The 19,999-nt window shown below is 63.9% G+C and carries 18 protein-coding genes; 11 read left to right on the top strand and 7 right to left on the bottom strand.

All coding sequences use genetic code 11. The features are described 5' to 3' along the window. Positions 1-223 precede the first annotated feature (223 nt). Entirely contained in the window at positions 224-1,336 is a 1,113-nt protein-coding gene (dprA, locus tag ACZIRK_RS15075; protein WP_028166690.1) for a DNA-processing protein DprA, read from the top strand. A 153-nt stretch (positions 1,337-1,489) separates the two neighbouring features. On the opposite strand, the gene ACZIRK_RS15070 is transcribed toward dprA, so the two are convergent. Next, the gene (locus ACZIRK_RS15070) at positions 1,490-1,891 is read right to left on the bottom strand and encodes a winged helix-turn-helix transcriptional regulator (protein ID WP_130228456.1); all 402 of its coding nucleotides are present in this window, start codon (positions 1,889-1,891) and stop codon (positions 1,490-1,492) included. Between the two features lie 100 nt (positions 1,892-1,991). On the opposite strand from ACZIRK_RS15070, the gene ACZIRK_RS15065 reads away from it, so the two are divergent. Then, positions 1,992-2,600 (top strand): FMN-dependent NADH-azoreductase, encoded by a 609-nt coding sequence (locus ACZIRK_RS15065; protein WP_130228457.1) that lies wholly within the window; start codon positions 1,992-1,994, stop codon positions 2,598-2,600. Positions 2,601-2,710: 110 nt separating this feature from the next. Here the strand turns inward: ACZIRK_RS15065 and ACZIRK_RS15060 are convergent, their stop codons facing one another. Continuing rightward, entirely contained in the window at positions 2,711-2,869 is a 159-nt protein-coding gene (locus ACZIRK_RS15060; protein WP_165435422.1) for a hypothetical protein, read from the bottom strand. A gap of 201 nt (positions 2,870-3,070) precedes the next feature. Continuing rightward, positions 3,071-3,859: an SDR family NAD(P)-dependent oxidoreductase gene (locus ACZIRK_RS15055; protein WP_165435423.1), complete on the bottom strand. Its 789-nt coding sequence runs from the start codon at positions 3,857-3,859 to the stop codon at positions 3,071-3,073. Between the two features lie 104 nt (positions 3,860-3,963). On the opposite strand from ACZIRK_RS15055, the gene ACZIRK_RS15050 reads away from it, so the two are divergent. After that, on the top strand, positions 3,964-4,437 hold the full coding sequence (locus tag ACZIRK_RS15050) for a winged helix-turn-helix transcriptional regulator (RefSeq protein ID WP_130228459.1): 474 nt from the start codon (positions 3,964-3,966) through the stop codon (positions 4,435-4,437). A gap of 932 nt (positions 4,438-5,369) precedes the next feature. On the opposite strand, the gene ACZIRK_RS15045 is transcribed toward ACZIRK_RS15050, so the two are convergent. After that, positions 5,370-5,513 (bottom strand): hypothetical protein, encoded by a 144-nt coding sequence (locus ACZIRK_RS15045; RefSeq protein WP_245287282.1) that lies wholly within the window; start codon positions 5,511-5,513, stop codon positions 5,370-5,372. A 325-nt stretch (positions 5,514-5,838) separates the two neighbouring features. On the opposite strand from ACZIRK_RS15045, the gene topA reads away from it, so the two are divergent. The 7 genes from topA (at position 5,839) to ACZIRK_RS15010 (ending at position 14,453) form a co-directional block, all read left to right on the top strand. Further along, a complete protein-coding gene (gene topA, locus ACZIRK_RS15040; RefSeq protein WP_130231023.1) occupies positions 5,839-8,580 on the top strand; it encodes a type I DNA topoisomerase in 2,742 nt (913 codons plus the stop codon). Next, positions 8,581-10,911: a ribonuclease R gene (gene rnr / locus ACZIRK_RS15035; protein ID WP_130231025.1), complete on the top strand. Its 2,331-nt coding sequence runs from the start codon at positions 8,581-8,583 to the stop codon at positions 10,909-10,911. Next, positions 10,899-11,342, top strand: coding sequence for a DUF983 domain-containing protein (locus tag ACZIRK_RS15030; protein ID WP_130231027.1), 444 nt, complete (start codon positions 10,899-10,901; stop codon positions 11,340-11,342). Before rnr ends, ACZIRK_RS15030 begins: the two co-directional genes overlap by 13 nt. A gap of 34 nt (positions 11,343-11,376) precedes the next feature. Then, the gene (locus ACZIRK_RS15025; protein WP_130231029.1) at positions 11,377-12,126 is read left to right on the top strand and encodes an NUDIX hydrolase; all 750 of its coding nucleotides are present in this window, start codon (positions 11,377-11,379) and stop codon (positions 12,124-12,126) included. Between the two features lie 105 nt (positions 12,127-12,231). Next, on the top strand, positions 12,232-13,554 hold the full coding sequence (locus ACZIRK_RS15020) for an LLM class flavin-dependent oxidoreductase (RefSeq protein ID WP_463327600.1): 1,323 nt from the start codon (positions 12,232-12,234) through the stop codon (positions 13,552-13,554). A 124-nt stretch (positions 13,555-13,678) separates the two neighbouring features. Then, positions 13,679-13,846 carry a 50S ribosomal protein L33 gene (gene rpmG, locus ACZIRK_RS15015; protein ID WP_027581235.1) on the top strand — a complete coding sequence of 56 codons (168 nt, stop codon included), beginning with the start codon at positions 13,679-13,681 and terminating at the stop codon, positions 13,844-13,846. 76 nt (positions 13,847-13,922) lie between these two features. Continuing rightward, positions 13,923-14,453, top strand: a complete 531-nt coding sequence (locus ACZIRK_RS15010) for a hypothetical protein (RefSeq protein ID WP_130228725.1) — start codon at positions 13,923-13,925, stop codon at positions 14,451-14,453. 1 nt (position 14,454) lies between these two features. Here the strand turns inward: ACZIRK_RS15010 and ACZIRK_RS15005 are convergent, their stop codons facing one another. Together ACZIRK_RS15005 and ACZIRK_RS15000 are read right to left on the bottom strand one after the other, a co-directional pair. Continuing rightward, entirely contained in the window at positions 14,455-15,861 is a 1,407-nt protein-coding gene (locus ACZIRK_RS15005) for an ammonium transporter (protein WP_463327599.1), read from the bottom strand. A gap of 543 nt (positions 15,862-16,404) precedes the next feature. After that, positions 16,405-17,640, bottom strand: coding sequence for an MFS transporter (locus tag ACZIRK_RS15000; protein ID WP_130228727.1), 1,236 nt, complete (start codon positions 17,638-17,640; stop codon positions 16,405-16,407). A gap of 134 nt (positions 17,641-17,774) precedes the next feature. Here ACZIRK_RS15000 and ACZIRK_RS14995 point away from each other — a divergent pair, with 134 nt between their 5' ends. Then, entirely contained in the window at positions 17,775-18,359 is a 585-nt protein-coding gene (locus ACZIRK_RS14995; RefSeq protein WP_130228728.1) for a TetR/AcrR family transcriptional regulator, read from the top strand. 262 nt (positions 18,360-18,621) lie between these two features. Here the strand turns inward: ACZIRK_RS14995 and ACZIRK_RS14990 are convergent, their stop codons facing one another. Beyond that, positions 18,622-19,995: a PleD family two-component system response regulator gene (locus tag ACZIRK_RS14990; RefSeq protein WP_028163955.1), complete on the bottom strand. Its 1,374-nt coding sequence runs from the start codon at positions 19,993-19,995 to the stop codon at positions 18,622-18,624. Between the last annotated feature and the right edge of the window lie 4 nt (positions 19,996-19,999).

Below are 19,999 nucleotides of genomic sequence, written 5' to 3'. Positions count from 1 at the left end.
CCTCCCTTCATTGGTTGGATTGGTTTTACGGGCCGCCTCCTCCTCGGGCAAGTAAATCGGACGGAAGGCCTTCACCTCCTCGTCATGGCCGGGCTTGTCCCGGCCATCCACGCCTTGCTGTGCCCCGTGCAAAGAACGTGGATGCCCGGGACAAGCCCGGGCATGACGAAGGAGACGGCAAACAAGTTGATCGCGATATCCGATTGGGCGAAGCTGCGCCGCCATGCATGACCGCACGCCCAATCACCAACTCACCGACACCGAACGCCTCGACCGCCTGCGGCTGATCCGCTCGGAGAATGTCGGGCCACGCACCTTTCGCTCGCTCCTCAATCATTTCGGCGACGCGCGCACCGCGCTCGAACATCTGCCGGACATGGCGCGCCGTGGCGGCGGTGGTGCGGGACGCATCTGCACGGTCGAGGAGGCAAAGGCCGAGCTTGCGGCCTGCAAGAAGCAGGGCGTCAGCCTGGTCGCGCCGGGCGAAGCCCCCTATCCGGCACGGCTTGCCACCATCGATGACGCGCCGCCGCTGCTTGCGGTGCGCGGCGCGCTTGACGCGCTGGCGCGGCCGATGATCGCGATCGTCGGCTCGCGCAATGCATCCGGCGCCGGGCTGAAATTTGCAAGCACCCTCGCCCATGATCTCGGCGACGCCGGCTTCGTCGTGATCTCCGGTCTCGCCCGCGGCATCGACCAGGCCGCGCATCGCGCTACCACGACGACCGGCACCGTCGCGGTGCTCGCCGGCGGTCACGACCGGATCTATCCGCCCGAGCATGAGGACCTGCTCGCGGCCTTGCTCGAACAAGGCGCAGCGATCTCCGAAATGCCGCTCGGCCACACCCCGCGCGCCCGCGACTTCCCGCGCCGCAACCGCCTGATCTCGGGTGCTGCGCTCGGCGTGGTCATCGTCGAAGCCGCGCACCGCTCGGGCTCGCTGATAACAGCGCGCATGGCGGCGGAACAGGGCCGCGAAGTCTTCGCCGTCCCCGGCTCGCCGCTCGATCCGCGCGCGGCCGGCACCAACGATCTGATCAAGCAGGGCGCGGCGCTCGTGACCAACGCGAGCGACATCATCAACGCGGTGCAGCCGATCATGGAGCGGCCGTTCGCGCTCGCTGCACGCGAAAGCGATGACGAGCCGCTCGATTTCGACACCGATCCGAGCGAGCGCGAACGCATCGTCGCGCTGCTCGGCCCGAGCCCGGTCAGCCTCGACGACCTGATCCGGATGTCGGGCCTGTCCGCCACCATCGTTCGCACGGTGCTGCTCGAGCTTGAACTCGCCGGCCGTCTCGAACGCCACGGCGGCGGACTGGTGTCGCTGGTCTAGGACGTCGTTTCTTCACCTCGCCCATAGGGAGAGGTCGAATTGCGAAGCAATTCGGGTGAGGGGTTACAGTCCCTCGATAGAGCGGATCCCCTCACCCGGCGCTGCGCGCCGACCTCTCCTATGGGAGAGGTGCAGATCCCTCGTCTCCATCGTTCACCCCCGCTCGTTCCGCGCATCGAACTCGCCTCGCGCGCGCTCGATTTCGGGCAAATGCTCGAACGCCCATTGGCCTAGCGCCTGCACCGGCTTTGAGAGGCCGCGACCGAGATCGGTCAGCTCGTAGTCGACGCGCGGCGGGATGGTTGGAAACACCGTGCGCGTGACCAGCCCGTCGCGCTCCAGCCCGCGTAGCGTCAGGGTCAGCATCCGCTGCGAGATGCCGCCGATCGTGCGCTTGAGCTCGTTGAAGCGGCGCGGTCCGTTACCGAGCAGCATGATCACCAGCACGCTCCATTTGTCGCCGACCCGCGCCAGCACCGAGGCCACGCCACGGCAGTCGCCGCCGGTATGCGGGATCGGTTCCAGGACAGGCACATGGATGTGCGCGGGTTTCACTGATGTGCTCCGGTGAGAAAAATGTGCGTTCTTGCGGGGTTTTGCCACGGTCACTCATATAGCGCCAGTTACAAACCTATACCAAAGGGTGACACCAACCATGAAACTTCTGCATCTCGACTCCAGCGTGCTGGGCCCGCACTCCGTCAGCCGTCAGGTTTCCGCCGCCATCGTCGACCGGCTGGCCAAGACCCATCCCGGCCTCGACATCACCTATCGCGACCTGACGACGACGCCGCTCGCCCACCTCTCGGGTTCCCACCTCGCCGCGAGCCAGGGTGCCACGCCGGAAGCCTCGCTGCAGGCGGACATCGCCGCGGGCCAGCAGGTGCTGGACGAATTCCTGGCAGCCGACATCGTCGTGCTCGGCGCGCCCATGTACAATTTCACTATCCCCAGCCAGCTCAAGGCGTGGATCGATCGTATCCTGGTGGCCGGCAAGACGTTCAGGTACGGCGCTGCCGGCGTCGAGGGCCTTGCCGGCAACAAGCGCATCATCGTCGCGGTCTCGCGCGGCGGCTATTACGGCGCCGGCACGCCGATGGCGGTGGCCGAGCATTTGGAGACCTATTTGCGTTGGGTGTTCGGCTTCATCGGCGTGAAGGATCCCGAATTCATCTCCGCCGACGGAATCCAGGTCGGACCGGAGCATCGGGAGAAAGCCGTCGCGGGCGCATTGCAAGCTGCCGGCAATCTCAGCGCGGCTTGAGATGCGTCCTCGCCGTCATGCCCGGGCTTGTCCCGGGCATCCACGTTGCCGCGACAAGAAAGGCGTGGATGGCCGGGTCGAGCCCGGCCATGACGAATGGAGAAAACGCTCTAATACCAGGCGCCCTGCACGCCGAAGATCAGGGCGACCAGCGAAATCAAAAGGCCAATCCCGGCAAACAGAGTGATCGAAACGAACTGCGTGTTGTCTGACTTCTGCGAGGCGCGGGAAGCCGAGACCGAAGTAGACGTGCGGACGGCGGTCGGCATGGCTGCTCTCCAAATCAAATGGTCAAAGAAATTTCCCTGCCCACCAGAACTGTCTTGGCAGCTACGACCAAGGTTCAATGCCTTGTGCCCAGTCCAATGAAATAATGCCGGCGCACCCGAAGCTCCGGTTCTGGCTAAATCAGAACCGAAGCTCCGTGTTCTTCTCTTGACGCGTTTTCTTTACGCGAACCGGATCACCGCTTATTGCCGCGGGCTCTGTCCCCGATAGATCGGAGCGCCGGCGGGCAAGGCAGTGGCACCGCCATCGACGAACAGCTCCTGCCCCTGGATATGAGCGGAATCGTCGGAAGCCAGGAACAGCACCGTCTTGGAGATGTGATCGGGTTCGCCGAGCCCACGTAACGGCGTCGACAGAGCGATGCGCGCCTCGAACGCCTTTTCTGCTTCAGGCGTTGCGGTCGCGGCACCCCAGATCGGCGTGCGGATGGCGCCGGGCGCGACCACGTTGACCCGAATGCCGCGCGGCGACAGTTCGGCGGCCATCACGCGCGCCATCGCGCGCACGCCGCCCTTGCTCGCGGCATAGGCCGAATAGCCCGGATTTCCCAGCATCGAGATCACCGACCCGTTGAGAATGACCGAAGCGCCGTCATTGAGATGCGGCACGGCCGCCTGCACCGTGAAGAACACGGCGGTTAAATTGGTGCGGATCACCTGCTCGAAAGCCGCGAGCGTGGTGCCGCCGAGCGGCGTCTGGCCGGGAATGCCGGCATTGGCAAAGACGATGTCGAGCTTGCCGAATTTCTGCGCGGCCTGCGCGACCGCGGCCTCCGTCGCTGCGACGTCGGTGGCGTCGGCAACGATCGCGATCGCATTCGGTCCCAGTTCCTTGGCCGCCGCTTCCAGCGTCGCCCGGTTTCGTCCGGTGATCGCAACCTTGGCGCCCTCCTGAACGAACAGACGTGCGGTCGCAAGACCGATGCCGCTGTTGCCGCCTGTGATCAACGCCGTCTTGTTCGCCAGTCTCACGATAGCCTCCAGTGGTTGCATTATTAAACTTCGTTGGACAACTAGGCGATCTGGTTTTATAATGCAACTACACAAGCCTGTGATATGTCTGGACGGAGATCTTGATGGTGAAGCGGACAAGCCTTGAGGGCGCGGAATGCCCAATCGCGCGCTCGCTGGATGTGCTGGGCGACTGGTGGTCGCTATTGATCATCCGCGATGCGCTGATGGGGCGGCGCCGCTTCGGCGAGTTCCAGAAGAGCCTGGGGCTCGCGAGGAACATCCTCACCGTGCGGCTGCGCGCGCTGATGAACCAGGGCATATTGGAATTGGCCCCCGCGTCCGACGGCAGCGCCTATAAGGAATATGTGCTGACCCCAAAAGGCTTCGGGGTCTTCCCGATCCTGGTGGCGCTCCGGCAGTGGAGCGAGGAATTCGACGACCATCCGGAAGAGATCGGCACCACCATGGTGGATCGCGAAAACCGCAAGCCGGTGAAGAAACTCGCGCTATGTTCCCAGGACGGCCGGCTGCTGTCGGTCGCCGACATCACCCTGAAGCGCGGCGCACCGAAGCGCGCCAGGCGCGGTGGGGCGTAGGTCCTGCTTCATCTGTGATTCGTTGCGCGCCGCAGCCTACGTCGTCATTCCGGGGCGCGACGAAGTCGAGAACCCGGAATCCATTGCGCGGCTTGCGTCGGCGGAGAAATGGATTCCGGGCTCGATGCTTCGCATCGCCCCGGAATGACAGGGGGACGCATCGCGCAATCCCCTCCTCCGTCATGGCCAGGCTTGACCCGGCCATCCACGTTCTCTCCCGTGCACGGAGGCAAAGCACGTGGATGCCCGGGGACAAGCCCGGGCATGACGGCGTCGTCTCATTCGCGCGATTTTCCTTAAGCCAATCAACGTGATTTGCTTCGTCCAGCCCTCTTACAAAAAACATTCCGCTTCCGCCGTCGGGCAAATCAGTGATTTAACTCCGCGCGTCTCACCCGAGAGAGGGGCGGCTCGCGATCGTCACGAACGTTGCGGTGAGATGCGGTGGACGCGATGTGTGTGACTGACGAGCGCGCGCATTACGGACGGCGAAGTCGTGTGGTCCTGGCGCCCCGACGCTGGCGCTAAGTTTTTTGCGCGAAGAAGTTCGCACAAGAGATGATGGTGGCAAGAAAGCCCGGTCACCAGGGAGAGCGCGAAGGAAACCGTAAAACCATCGCGCAGGGAAAGCCGGAATGCTTCGGTTGAACCTGTGGTCCTACCCCCGTGCTTTTTGTTGCACGGGACCCATGGGTGCAACCGGCACCCGGCTTTCCCTGCGCCCTCTGCTCAATGAGAGGGTGAAGAGATACGCAAACCTCGGACGCAACGCGCCGCGAGAATGCGGACCCACATCCTCTCCGCTGTTTGAAAACCGAATCGGAAACGTAGGATGGGTAGAGCAAAGCGAAACCCATCATTCACGCCGCTTGCTCCATCGTGATGGGTTTCGCTTCCGCTCTACCCATCCTACGGGACAGTGCGACGCCCCTTCACGACAGCTTGCGCTTGCTGCGCAGGCGCAGCCGTTCTTCGGCCTCGAGCTTCGCCATGCCCAAGAGATGACTCAAGACCTCCAACCGGTGACGTTCCGCGAGCTTCACGAGCTCGGTCACAGTCTCCGCAATGAAGGCCACGGCCTCATCAGGGCCGCCCTCCTCGCCGGTTTCATCCAGATGCGATCGCTTTTCCCGACCAGAAGCGGAGCGCTTCCGGCGGCCTCCCGCCCTAGCCAAAAATTTTTTCCAAAAGCACCATTTTGAAATGAGGATAGGGCCTTTTCGGCCGCAACTCTAGGACGCATTCTGCAACTTCCTAGATATTAAGTCGTAGACCCGCCCCACCCTCTCAATATCCTTCGATTTGACAGGGGGCCCCTCAACACCCATGTTCGCCCCGACAGAGGGGTCGCGAGTCTCGCGGAGCCCGCTTTCAGTTCCTCCCATAAGCTATTGGAATGACATGAATATCGTCATTGTGGAGTCGCCGGCCAAAGCCAAGACTATCAACAAATATCTGGGCTCCTCCTACGAGGTCCTGGCCTCGTTCGGCCATGTCCGCGACCTCCCCGCCAAGAACGGATCGGTCGATCCGGACTCCAATTTCCAGATGATCTGGGAGGTCGATCCCAAGGCTGCCGGCCGACTCAATGACATCGCCAAGGCGCTGAAAGGTGCCGATCGCCTGATTCTCGCGACCGACCCTGATCGCGAGGGCGAGGCGATCTCCTGGCACGTGCTGGAGGTGTTGAAGGAGAAGCGCGCGCTGAAGGATCAGAAGATCGAGCGCGTGGTGTTCAACGCCATCACCAAGCAGGCGGTCTCCGAAGCGATGAAGACGCCGCGCCAGATCGACGGCGCGCTGGTCGACGCCTATATGGCGCGCCGCGCGCTCGACTATCTCGTCGGCTTCACCCTCTCCCCCGTGCTCTGGCGCAAATTGCCGGGCGCGCGTTCCGCCGGCCGGGTGCAGTCGGTGGCGCTGCGTCTGGTCTGCGACCGCGAGCTCGAGATCGAGAAGTTCGTACCGAGGGAATATTGGTCGCTGGTCGCGACGCTTCTGACGCCCCGCGGCGACGCCTTCGAGGCACGGCTCGTCGGCGCCGACGGCAAGAAGATCGCGCGGCTCGACATCGGCTCGGGCGCGGAAGCCGAAGATTTTCGTAAAGCCATCGAAGCCGCGCTGTTCAAGGTCGCGACCGTCGAAGCAAAGCCCGCCCGGCGCAATCCGCAGGCGCCCTTCACCACATCGACGCTGCAGCAGGAAGCCAGCCGCAAGCTCGGCTTCGCGCCGGCCCACACCATGCGCATCGCGCAGCGGCTCTATGAAGGCATCGACATCGGCGGCGAGACCACCGGCCTCATCACCTATATGCGTACCGACGGCGTGCAGATCGATCCGTCCGCGATCACCCAGGCGCGCAAGGTGATTGGCGAGGACTTCGGCAACGCCTATGTGCCCGACGCTCCGCGCCAGTACCAGGCCAAGGCCAAGAACGCGCAGGAAGCGCACGAAGCGATCCGCCCGACCGATCTCTCGCGCCGGCCCGCCGAGCTGAAGCGGCGGCTGGATAACGATCAGGCGCGGCTCTACGAATTGATCTGGACCCGCACCATCGCCAGCCAGATGGAATCCGCTGAGCTCGAGCGCACCACCGTCGACATCGAAGCCAAGGCCGGCTCGCGTGTGCTGGAATTGCGCGCCACCGGCCAGGTGATCAAGTTCGACGGCTTCCTCGCGCTCTACCAGGAAGGCCGCGACGACGAAGAAGACGAAGACTCCCGCCGCCTGCCCGCGATGAGCGCGGGCGAGCCGCTGAAGCGGCAGGACCTGACCGTCACCCAGCATTTCACCGAGCCGCCGCCGCGCTTCTCGGAAGCCTCGCTGGTCAAGCGCATGGAAGAGCTCGGCATCGGCCGTCCCTCGACCTATGCCTCGATCCTGCAGGTGCTGAAGGACCGCGGCTACGTGAAGCTCGAGAAGCGGCGCCTGCACGGCGAGGACAAGGGGCGCGTCGTGATCGCGTTCCTAGAGAGCTTCTTCCGCCGCTATGTTGAATACGACTTCACCGCCGATCTCGAGGAACAGCTCGACCGCATCTCGAACAACGAGATCTCCTGGCAGCAGGTGCTGAAGGATTTCTGGCGCGACTTCATCGGCGCGGTCAACGACATCAAGGATCTGCGCGTCGCCGAGGTGCTCGACGTGCTCGACGAGATGCTGGGTCCGCACATCTATCCGCCGCGCGCGGATGGTGGCGATCCCCGGCAGTGTCCGACCTGCGGCACCGGCCGATTGAACCTCAAGGCCGGCAAGTTCGGCGCCTTCATCGGCTGCTCGAACTATCCGGAATGCCGCTACACGAGGCCGCTCGCTGCCGATTCCGAGGCTGCCGCCGACCGCGTGCTCGGCCAGGATCCGGACACCGGCTTCGACGTCACCGTGAAGGCGGGACGGTTCGGCCCCTATATCCAGCTCGGCGAGCAGAAGGATTATGCCGAAGGCGAGAAGCCGAAGCGCGCCGGCATTCCGAAGGGCACCTCGCCGAGCGACGTCGATCTTGAACTTGCGCTCAAGCTGTTGTCGCTGCCGCGCGAGGTCGGAAAGCATCCCGAGACGGGCCAACCGATCACCGCCGGCATCGGCCGCTTCGGTCCGTTCGTGAAGCACGAGAAGACCTACGCCTCGCTCGAGGCCGGCGACGAAGTCTTCGACATCGGCCTCAACCGTGCGGTGACGCTGATCGCGGAGAAGATCGCGAAAGGTCCGAGCGGCCGGCGCTTCGGCGCCGATCCCGGCAAACCGCTCGGCGATCATCCGGCGCTTGGCGCGGTCGCGCTCAAGAACGGCCGCTATGGCGCCTATGTCACTGCTGGTGGCGTCAACGCAACGATCCCGAGCGACAAGACGCCTGACGAGGTGACGCTTGCGGACGCGATCGCGCTGATCGACGAGCGCGCAGCCAAGGGCGGCGGCAAGGCGAAGGCCAAGAAAGCCAAGGCGGAAAAACCGGCGAAGGCTGATGGCGACGCCGCGGCGAAGCCTGCCAAGAAGGCGGCGGCAAAGAAGGCGCCGAGCAAGCCGAAATCGGACGCCGCCAGCAAGGCGCGTGCGCCGGTGAAGGCTGCGAAGACATCAGCGGCAAAACCTGCCGCAACATCGAAAACGCCTGCGAAGAAAAGCGCGGGCAAGGCTCGAGGGTAAGTGAAGCAAAAGCCTGACCATGGCTTTCCGGCCAGGGACGCCATTGTCGCCTTTATCCGATCCAATCCCGGAAAAGTCGGCACGCGGGAGATCGCGCGCGAATTCGGGTTGAAGAACGCCGATCGCGTCGAGCTGAAGCGCATGCTGCGCGAGCTGGCCGACGACGGCACGATCGCCAAACGCGGCCGCAAGATTCATGAGCCGGCCGCGCTGCCGCCGACCGTGATGGCCGACGTCACCGGCCGCGATGCCGACGGCGAGCTGATCGCAACGCCCACCGAGTGGGATACGGAAGAGAACGGCACCGCGCCGAAGATCCGTATCGTCACGCCGCGCCATCAGAAGCGCGGCACCACCGCAGGGGTCGGCGACCGTGCGCTGCTGCGCATCGAGATGACGGATGAAGCCGACGGCACGCCCTATCGCGGTCGCATCATCAAGGTCATCGACCACGCCAGGACCCGCGTGCTCGGCCTGTTCCGCGCCCTCCCCGACGGCGGCGGCCGGCTGGTGCCGGTCGACAAGAAGCAGGCGGGACGCGAACTCAACATCGCCAACGCCGACGCCGCCGGCGCCAAGGATGGCGACCTCGTCAGCGTCGATCTCGTTCGCAGCCGCGGCTTCGGTCTCGCGTCGGGCAAGGTGAAAGAGCGGCTCGGCTCGATCGCGAGCGAAAAGGCGATCAGCCTGATCGCGATCCATACTCACGAAATCCCGCAGGAATTTTCGCGCGGCGCCCTGCGCGAGGCCGAGGAAGCGAGGCCCGCGACGCTGCAGGGACGCGAGGACTGGCGCCACGTGCCGCTGGTCACCATCGATCCGCCCGATGCCAAGGATCACGACGATGCCGTGCATGCGGAAGCCGACCCCGATCCGCACAACAAGGGCGGCTACGTCATCCACGTCGCCATCGCCGACGTCGCCTATTATGTGCGGCCGGGTTCGGCGCTCGACCATGATGCGCTGATCCGCGGCAACTCGGTCTATTTCCCGGACCGCGTGGTGCCGATGCTGCCCGAGCGCATCTCCAACAATCTCTGCTCGCTGGTGCCGGGCGAGCCGCGCGGCGCGCTCGCGGTGCGGCTGGTGATCGGCGCCGACGGCCGCAAGCGTTCGCACACATTCCACCGCGTGCTGATGCGCTCGGCCGCCAAGCTGCACTACGCGCAGGCCCAAGCCGCCATCGACGGCCGGCCGGACGACACCACTGGACCCCTGCTCGATCCGATCCTGAAGCCGCTCTGGGAGGCGTATCGGCTCGTGAAGCTGGCGCGCGACGAGCGCGATCCGCTCGACCTCGATCTGCCCGAGCGCAAGATCCTCTTGAAGGCGGACGGCACGGTCGACCGCGTCATCGTCCCCGAACGTCTCGACGCGCACAGATTGATTGAGGAGTTCATGATCCTCGCCAACGTCGCCGCGGCCGAGACGCTCGAGAAGAAAGGCCTGCCGCTGATCTACCGCGTGCATGACGAGCCGACGCAGGAGAAGGTTTACAACCTCCAGGAATTCCTCAAGACGCTCGATCTTCCCTTCACGAAGGCCGGTGCGCTGCGGCCGTCGATTTTTAACCGCGTGCTGGCACAGGTCGAGGGCGAGGATTACGAGTCGCTGGTCAACGAGGTCGTGCTGCGCTCGCAGGCGCAGGCCGAATACTCCTCGGAGAACTACGGCCATTTCGGCCTGAACTTGAGGCGATACGCGCATTTCACCTCGCCGATCCGGCGCTACGCCGACCTGATCGTGCACCGTGCGCTGATCCGCGCGCTTGGGCTCGGCGATGGCGCCCTGCCGGACAGCGAGACGCCGGAGACGCTTGCCGAGATCGCCGCCGAGATTTCGATGACGGAGCGGCGCGCGATGAAGGCCGAGCGCGAGACCGCCGACCGGCTGATCGCGCATTATCTTGCCGACCGCGTCGGCGCGAGCTTTCAGGGCCGCATCTCCGGCGTCACCCGCTCCGGACTGTTCGTCAAGCTCGATGACACTGGCGCCGATGGATTGATCCCGATCCGGACGCTCGGCACCGAATATTACGACTATGACGAGACGCGTCACGCCCTGATCGGCTCCCGCAGCGGTGCCATGCACCGATTGGGTGACGTGGTCGACGTGCGTCTGGTAGAAGCTGCTCCGATCGCCGGTGCACTACGCTTTGAATTGCTGTCGAGCGGACAAGCCATTCCGCGCGGCAGAAAAAGCGAGGGCCGGCGCGAACGGAAGAAAGAAGTGCGGGGCGCGAAAGCGGGGCGCGCGACGAGCAAGAAGGATCGCAAGCCGGGCAAGCAAAAGTCCGGCAAATCGAAGCGAGGCAAGTCATGGAAACGCTGAAGCCCGTGACGACGGTGTGGACTCGCGAAGCCGCGGCGGCCGAGCGGCGCGACCTGTGGGCGGCCTTGAAGCGCGGCTTTCGCTGCCGCTGCCCACGCTGCGGCCAAGGCAAATTGTTTCGCGCCTTCCTCAAGGTCGATGGTCACTGCCCGGTCTGCGACCTGGATTTTTCGCACCATCGCGCCGACGACCTGCCGGCCTATCTCGTTATCGTCGTCGTCGGCCACATCGTGGTGCCGCTCGCGCTGTGGATCGAGACCAACTATTCACCGCCGGTCTGGCTGCAACTCTCGATCTATCTGCCGCTGACTTTCATCTTGTCGCTGCTGCTGTTGCAGCCGATCAAGGGCGCAGTCGTAGGTTTCCAGTGGGCGATGCGCATGCACGGTTTCGACGAGAACGCGCCAGACGATCTTCCGCCGATCCGATAGCCTTAAATTCAAAAAAATAACAAACGGGGATGGAATGACCGAAGCAGCGACCGCGATCAAAGCGGAAGTCAAGGAAGAAAAGGAAGCGGATCATCATCCGTATTTCCGGCCCAAGGATGCCGCGACGCTGATCCTGATCGACCGCTCCAGCGCGAGGCCGAAGGTGCTGGTCGGCAAGCGCCACGACAAGGTCGTGTTCATGCCCGGCAAATACGTCTTTCCCGGCGGCCGCGTCGATGCGGCCGACAACCGCGTCCCGGTCGCCGCTCCGATCAGCAAGGAGCTCGAGACGAACCTGCTGAAGGGCAGCCCGAAGATCACGCCCGGCCGCGCGCGTGCGCTCGCCAATGCGGCGATCCGCGAGGCCTGCGAGGAGACCGGCCTGTGCCTCGGCCGCAAGGCTGAGAAGCCCGGCAACCTCGATGGTCCGTGGAAGCCGTTCGCCGATGCCGGCCTATTGCCCGACCCCTCCGGCCTGTTTCTCATCGCGCGCGCGATCACCCCGCCTGGCCGTGTCCGCCGCTTCGACACGCGCTTCTTCACGGCGGATGCCTCCGCCATCGCCCACCGCGTCGAGGGCGTGGTGCATGCCGATGCGGAATTGGTCGAGCTGGTCTGGGTCGAGATCGGCTCCGAGCCATTGGCGGACGCCCATGCCATGACCAAGAACGTGCTGGCCGAGCTCGACCGCCGGCTTGCTACCGGTCCGCTCAACCACGACGCTCCGGTGCCGTTCTTCCATTTCTACGGCGGCAGGATGCAGAAGGACATTTTGGGAGCTTGACAGAGGCATGTCGCGCAAGTGTGCAAAAACAAAATAATCTTCCCAGTGGCGCCGCCGTGCTTCGTGCCTATCTGCTCCTGAACGACCCACACGGAAACGGGGCAAATGGCACAGCGTCAACTCAAGCTCGGCGCTTTCATGCGGCCGATCAGCATCCACACCGGCGCATGGCGCTATCCCGGCGCCTGGCCGGACGCCAATTTCAACTTTTCCCATATCAAGCAGCTCGCCCAGAAGCTGGAAGCCGGCAAGTTCGACGCCTTCTTCATGGCGGACCATCTGGCCGTGCTGAACATGCCGATCAATGCGCTGAAGCGCAGCCACACCGTGACCTCGTTCGAGCCGTTCACGCTGCTGTCGGCGCTCGCGACGGTGACGGAGAATATCGGCCTGGTCGCGACCGGCTCGACCACGTTCGACGAGCCCTATCATGTCGCCCGCCGCTTTGCCTCGCTCGACCACATCAGCGGCGGCCGCGCCGGCTGGAATATCGTCACCACCTCCAATCCGGATGCGGCGCTCAATTTCGGGCTCGACGACCATATGGAGCATGCCGAACGCTATCGGCGCGCGCGGGAGTTCTACGACGTCGTCACCGGGCTCTGGGATTCCTTTGCTGATGATGCCTTTGTGCGCGACGTCGAATCCGGGCTCTTCGTCGATCCTTCGAAGATGCATGTGCTCAATCATGAGGGAAAATACCTGAAAGTGCGCGGTCCTCTGAACATCGCACGCCCGGTGCAGGGCTGGCCGGTGATCGTGCAGGCCGGCGCATCGGAGGACGGCAAGCAGCTCGCGGCGGAGACGGCGGAAGCGGTGTTCACCGGTGGCGGCAGTCTCAGCGACGGGCAGAAGCTTTATGCCGATATCAAGGGCCGCATGGACAAGCTCGGCCGCGACCGCGAGCATCTGAAGATCCTGCCGGGCGCCTTCGTCGTCGTCGGCGACAGCGTCGAGGAGGCCAAGGAGAAGCGGGCGTTGCTCGACAGCCGCGTACACTACGACAGCGCGATCGCCTCGCTCTCGGTGATCCTGGGCACCGACGCGTCCGGATTCGATCCGGATGGGCCGTTGCCGCCGATCCCCGAAACCAATGCCAGCAAGAGCGGGCGCCAGCGCCTGGTCGACGTCGCCGCGCGCGACAAGCTCACCGTGCGTCAGCTCGCACAGCGCGTCGGCGGCTATGGCGGGCTGGCCTTCGTCGGCACTCCGAAACTGATCGCCGACCAGATGGAGGAATGGCTAACGAGCTATGCCTCCGACGGCTTCAACATCATGTTCCCGTACCTGCCGGGCGGGCTCTACGATTTCGTCGACAAGGTGGTGCCGGAACTGCAGAAGCGCGGCTTCCGCAAGGAGTATGAAGGCAAGACGCTGCGGGAGAATCTGGGCCTGCCGCGGCCGAAAAACCGGTTTTTCGCGCACTGATCCGCCCGAATTGGGCCGGTTTGGGTCCGGAAAACCTTGACTTTGGGCCGATTCTGACTAGTTTGCCGGCCAAACGCGGGCCGCTTGGCCGGCTCCTATACCCCACATTTCCTGAGGTTTTGACATGGCCAAGGCGGTCACCATCAAGGTCAAGCTCGTGTCGTCCGCCGACACCGGCTACTACTACGTCGCCAAGAAGAATTCGCGCACCATGACCGACAAACTGGTCAAGAAGAAGTACGATCCGGTCGCGCGCAAGCACGTCGAATTCCGCGAAGCCAAGATCAAGTAAGATCGCGGGACACTACCCACTCGAACGGGGCCTCGCGGCCCCGTTTTTATTTTGTGGCCCGGGGGCAAGGGCTCACATGATCGCAACCTTGGACGAAGGAAGCGTCGGCGGTTACTCGGTCGCATATGGCCGCGAGGACATCTACTTTCCCGTCTACATCACCGCCGCCCTCGCCGCGATCTTCTTCACAGCCACCTGGATCACCGGCGCGCTGTATTGGCTGGCGCTTGCGGCTGCGGCGGCTGGCTTCACCTACTACAACATTCCCCTGCTGGAGACCGGGCGCCCGACCATCGGCGCCAATCAGTACGGCATCTTCATCCAGGCCTTCGGCCTGATCCGCTGGCGCGCCATCGAACGCATCGACCTCGTCCAGATCGCCGAGCGCGCGATGACCGTCCATGAATTGCAGATCGCGCTCAGCATGCCTCTCAGCGGCGCGCTCGTCGCCGACTGGCGCAAGCGGCCGGCCTATCGCCGCTTGATGCGGCTGCCGTGGCGCATGGACCACCGCGCCGTGGTGTGCGTCAACCTGGAGCCATTCGACCGGTCGCCCGACGACATCCATCGGACATTCCTCAGGATGTGGCGTTACTACCGGAGCTAAGTCAGTGCACCACTTCACCATGCAGCGCGAGGTCGAGGCCGTCGCGCTCGGCGTCCTCGTGCACCCGAAGCCCGACGAACACCTTGACCGCAGCGAGGATGATCAAGCTGACGACGGCATCGTAAACGATCACGGAGGCTACGCCGACGCACTGGTTGAAGAACTGACCAGCGTTCCCCTCCAGAACGCCGGCCGTCCCGCCGTATTGTTCGACCGCGAACACGCCCGTGAGCAGTGCCCCGACGATGCCGCCAATCGCATGCACGCCGAAGCAATCGAGCGCGTCATCATAGTTGAACGTGCGCTTCAAGCCGGTGCATCCCCAATAGCAGAAGACGCCTGCGCCAATTCCAATTGCAAAGGAGCCGACCGGTCCCACGAAACCGGAAGCCGGCGTGATGGCGACGAGGCCCGCGACCGCGCCCGAGCAGATGCCGATAACGGTCGGTTTGCCCTTGAGCGTCCATTCCACCAGCATCCAGGTGAAGGCAGCAACCGCCGTGGCGATCTGCGTCACCAGCATGGCCATGCCCGCCTGCATCCCCGCCGAGACGGCGGAGCCGGCGTTGAAACCGAACCAGCCGACCCAGAGCAAAGAGGCCCCGATGAAGGTGAGAACCATGTTGTGAGCAGGCCCCGTCTCCTTGCGCTTGCCGAGCATGATGGCGCACATCAGACCTGCCACGCCGGCGTTGATATGCACGACGGTACCGCCGGCGAAATCGAGCACCTTCACCCATGCGTTCTCGTTGGCAGCGGCGAAGACGCCGTCGGGTCCCCAGACCCAGTGCGCAACCGGCGCATAGACCAGGATCGCCCACAGGCCGATGAACCACAGCATGGCCGAGAATTTCATGCGCTCGGCAAATGCGCCGGCAATCAGCGCCGGCGTGATGATCGCAAATGTCATCTGAAAGCAGATGTACACGGCCTCGGGAATGGTTGGAGCAAGCGGATTGGGATTGCCAATTCCGCCCTTGCCGATGTCGCTCAGGATGTCCTTGAGGAACATGCGATCGAGGCCGCCGACAAGGGGCGTGCCAGCGCGAAATGCCATGCTGTAAGTCAGAATGGCGAATAGAATGGTGACGAGACAGGTGACCGCGAAACTGGTCATCACGGTGTCGCCGACGTTCTTCTTGCGCACCATGCCGCCATAGAACAGGCCGAGGCCCGGGATCGTCATCATCAAGACGAGCGCGACGGATGTGAGCATCCACGCCGTGTCACCCGAGTTCGGCGTGCACTTTTCAAGGACCTTGCCGCCGCAGGCCGGCGGCGTCGCGTCCTGCGCAAACGCAATGTCGCCCAGTGCGAGACCGAGGAGCGCAATTGCCAGGAAAGTCGCCAGGAAAGCAGCCGCGAATTTCACGAGCCTTTGGCTCGCATAGATCCTTGAGTGCATCATCTTTCTCCCGTCGCAAGAGAAGTCGGCGAAAGGCTTGAAGAGAGGCTTTGCCGCGCCGGCACACGCGCGGCTTGCTGCTCAACGGACGTCACCAAATGTCTGCTGTGGCCCGCTCGTCGGGTTTTCGCAGTGCTTTGGAGCGCCGCAATTGGCCTGCAGTGCTTGCCCAGAATTGGCAACGTGCCCGACTTGGGCACAAAGCTCGGGCAACTCGGCGCCGCGGCACGGCCGTCGAGTTTCAGTGGCTTGGGATTGGCGGCGACTAGCCTCATGGGCTGCCAGCCTTTTCAGAGACACCAAAGTCGGAAGACGTCCGTGTCGGTCTCCGACTCCCAATTCTTAGCCAGACTTAATCAAGTTTCGTGCCACCAACCATGCAGAGAAAACCCGTTGAATCAACATCGTCTCTCGTTCACCAACGCGTGAACTAACTTGGCTGCTGCCGATTTTGAAAGCACATCACTGACCATAATTTAATCAGCCACGATGGCCGTCGGCATGGCGCAGCAGTCCTCCGCGGAGGACTAGCCACCGGCGCGGACTTTACGCCGCCTTCAATAGCGGCGGCTGCGAAGGCCGCACCAGCGCAAACGCCACCTGGATGATGCCGCCGGCAAGCCCCAGCGCGACGCCGATGCGCCAGGCCATGGTGTAGGAGCCGAGCGCGTCGTACAGCAGCCCTCCCCCATAGGCGCCGAGGAAGCTGCCGATCTGGTGGCTCATGAACGCGAGCCCCTGGATCATCGCCTGCCAGCGCAGCCCAAACATCTCCGCCACGGCGCCCGCGACCAGCGGGCCGACGCCCATCCACAGGAAGCCCATGATGGCTCCGAACAGCAGCGTGGAGGCAGGCGTCGCCGGCAGCATGAAATACCAGGCGAGCGCCAGCGAGCGCAGGATGTAGATCATGCCCAGCAGCGCAAGCTTGTTCCAGCGCTGGCCGGCCCAGCCGAAGAAGAGAGAGCCGAGTACGTTAAAGCCGCCAATCATGCCGAGCGTCTGCGCGCTCAGCATTGGGTCGAGGCCGCAGATCGCGAGATAGGACGGTAGATGCGTGGTGAGGAAGACGAGTTGCATGCCGCAAACGAGATAGGCGCAAGTCATCACAACGAACGAGGCGTTGCCGAGCGCTGCTCGCGCGGCAATGGCTGCGGTGGCCTCGCCGATGTCCTCGGATGACCTTGGCTTGGGCAGCGGGACCTTGTCGATGCGACCCGCGTACCAGGCGGCAGGAATCATCGCGAGCGCCAGCACCACGAAGCCGAGCAAACCGACGCGCCAGCCGAAACCTTCATTGAGAAGCTGTCCGATCGGGGCCGACAGCAGCGCGCCGAGCGATCCGGCACCGGAGACGATGCCAAGCACCGTCGAGCGCACCGTCTCGGGCACCGCGCGGGCAGCGACCGACATCGCGATCGCGGCTGCCGTGCACGCCATCGAGGTACCGATCAGGACCCCACCGCCGATCATGATGCTGATGACGCCGTGCGCGCCCGCCATGAACGCAAGGCCCGCGATATAGAGCAGCGAGCCAACCACCATGATCGGGCGAAAGCCGTACCGCACCGTCATGGCGCCGGCGAGCGGCTGCAGGAAGCCCCAGGCGAGGTTCTGCACCGCCAGCGCCAGCGTGAAGTCGGAAACAGAAATCCGGATGTCGTGCGTCAGCGGCTGCATGAAGATGCCGAGGCTCTGGCGCAGGCCCATGCTCAGCGTGAGCATGATCGAGGCTCCGATCAGGATGGGCAGCGTGGGACGCAGGACTTGCAGCAAGGGCATTGTTTTTGTTCTCCCTATCGATGGCGGCGCAGCAAGGTCCACCTGCGATTCACGCATTTTTTAGTTACACAGACCTGTGTACCTTGGCTATAAGGGAGGGGTGCTGTCAAGCGAGTGAGATACGGAGCCAACGCATGGCTTCTCCGCACCAGAAACAGACGATGAGGGACCGCATCCTTCAGACCGCCGACCGGCTGTTCTACCTGAAGGGCATTCGTGCCATCGGCGTCGACACGATTTCCGCCGAGATCGGCATCAGCAAGCGCACGCTCTACAATCACTTTCCGTCTAAGGACGCGCTGATCGCGGCCTATCTCGAGCATCGCTTCGTGCAGCCGAAGCCGTCGGACAAGTCGCCGGTCGAGCAGATCCTCGGCACCTTCGATGCGCTGGAGCGTCGTTTCGGCGCCAAGGATTTTCGTGGCTGCCCCTTCGTCAACGCGGTCGCCGAACTCGGCAGTGAAGACAAGTCGGTCAAGAAGATCGCCATCGCCTTCAAGGAAAGTCGGCGGCTGTGGTTTCGCGATCGATTGGTCGAGCTAGGCGTTGCCGATCCGGAGGGGCTTGCGATCCAACTGCAATTGCTGGTCGATGGCTCGATCGCGCAGGATCTCGTCCGCGACGATCCCGCGATGGCGCGCGCGGCGAAAGATGCGGCGCGGGTGCTGCTGGAGAATGCCGGGGTGAAGGTCAGTAGCCCGGATGAAGCGAAAGCGTAATCCGGGGGCGGACGATGAGCGCACGCGCCCGTGGAGAGAACCCCTCACCCAAACGAGTACGTTGCTGGTACCGGAGCAGTCCTCTCCCACAAGGGGCGAGGGCGCATCAACCGGCACCTGCAAGGCAGGGACGAATTCTGTTCGAACGGCGATGGCGCGTCCTTTCCTTCTCCCCTTGTGGGAGAAGGTGGCGCGCATGCAATGCGCGACGGATGAGGGGTTCTCTCCGCGGGCACGCCGCATCCCGCGCGCTACGGAGCGGCTATGCCGCCGCTGAGACCACCCTGTTGCGGCCATCGTGCTTGGCGCGGTAGAGCGCGTTGTCAGCGCGTTTGAGCACGTCGGAGACCGACTCGCCCTTGCGCTCCAGCGTGGTGAGACCGATCGAGATCGTGACCTCGATGCGGTTGGCGCCCTTGTTGATGGAGAAGGATTCACCGGCGATCGAGCGGCGCAGGCGTTCGGCGACCATGCTGGCGACGTGAAGGTCGGTTTCAGGCATCACGATCACGAATTCCTCGCCGCCATAGCGGCAGGCGAGATCAATGCCGCGGATCGATTTGCGGATCCGTGTCGCGAAGTCGCGCAGGACGTCGTCGCCGGCGTCATGACCATAGGTGTCGTTGATCGCCTTGAAGTAATCGATGTCGAGGATCATCAGCGCCAGCGGCTTGCCGCGGGCGGAGGCCTGTTCGGCGAGGGTCCCCAGATGGCTCTCCATGTAGCGGCGGTTATGCAGCCCGGTCAGCGCGTCCGTGATCGCCATCTCGATCGAGTTCTGCACATTGTCGCGCAGATGATCGGTATAGCGCCGGCGCCGAATTTGCGTGCGCGCCCGCGCCAACAGTTCGTTCTTGTCGATCGGGCGCAGCAGGTAATCGTTGACGCCGATCTCGAGCCCACGCAGCAGCCGCGCATTGTTGTCCGCATCCGAGATGGCGAGGATCGGCAATTGGCGGGTCCGCTCCAGCGAGCGCGCCTGGCTGCAAAGCCGCAGGCCGTCGTAATTGTCGAGGCTGAGCGAGACAATCAGCAGGTCGTAATTGCCCTCGGCGGCATTGAACAGCGCTTCCGCCGGGTTGGTCTCGACATCGACCGTATGCTCGGCCGACAGCATCGGTGCGAGCCGTTCGTAGGACGACGGCCGGTCGTCGACCAGAAGGATGCGGCCGCCAAGCCCCTTGTCGGCAATCGCGCTGCGTTCGGGCGCCTGCATGCCGATCTCGAGCGAGGTGATCGCGCGCATGCGCAATTCATCGGTCATCATCTTCAGTCGCGTCAGCGAGCGCACGCGTGCGATCAGCACGACGTCGGACACCGGTTTGGTCAGGAAGTCGTCGGCGCCGGCTTCCAACCCGCGCACGCGATCGGCGGGGCTGTCGAGCGCGGTGACGATGACGACCGGAATGAAGTGCGTGGCCGGGTTGGACTTGAGGCGGCGGCACACCTCGAAGCCATCCATGTCAGGCATCATGACGTCGAGCAGGATGATATCGCACTCGGCACGAGCGCAGATCTGCAGGGCCTCGGCGCCGTTGGAAGCGGTCAGCACGTCGAAATATTCGGCCGACAGTCGTGCTTCCAACAACTTGACGTTCGCGGGAACGTCATCGACCACGAGGATACGCGCAGACATCGAA

The sequence above is a fragment of the Bradyrhizobium sp. Leo114 genome, assembly GCF_055229415.2.
Note: the sequence above shows the minus strand (reverse complement) of the source record. Positions and strands in the feature narration are given on the sequence as shown.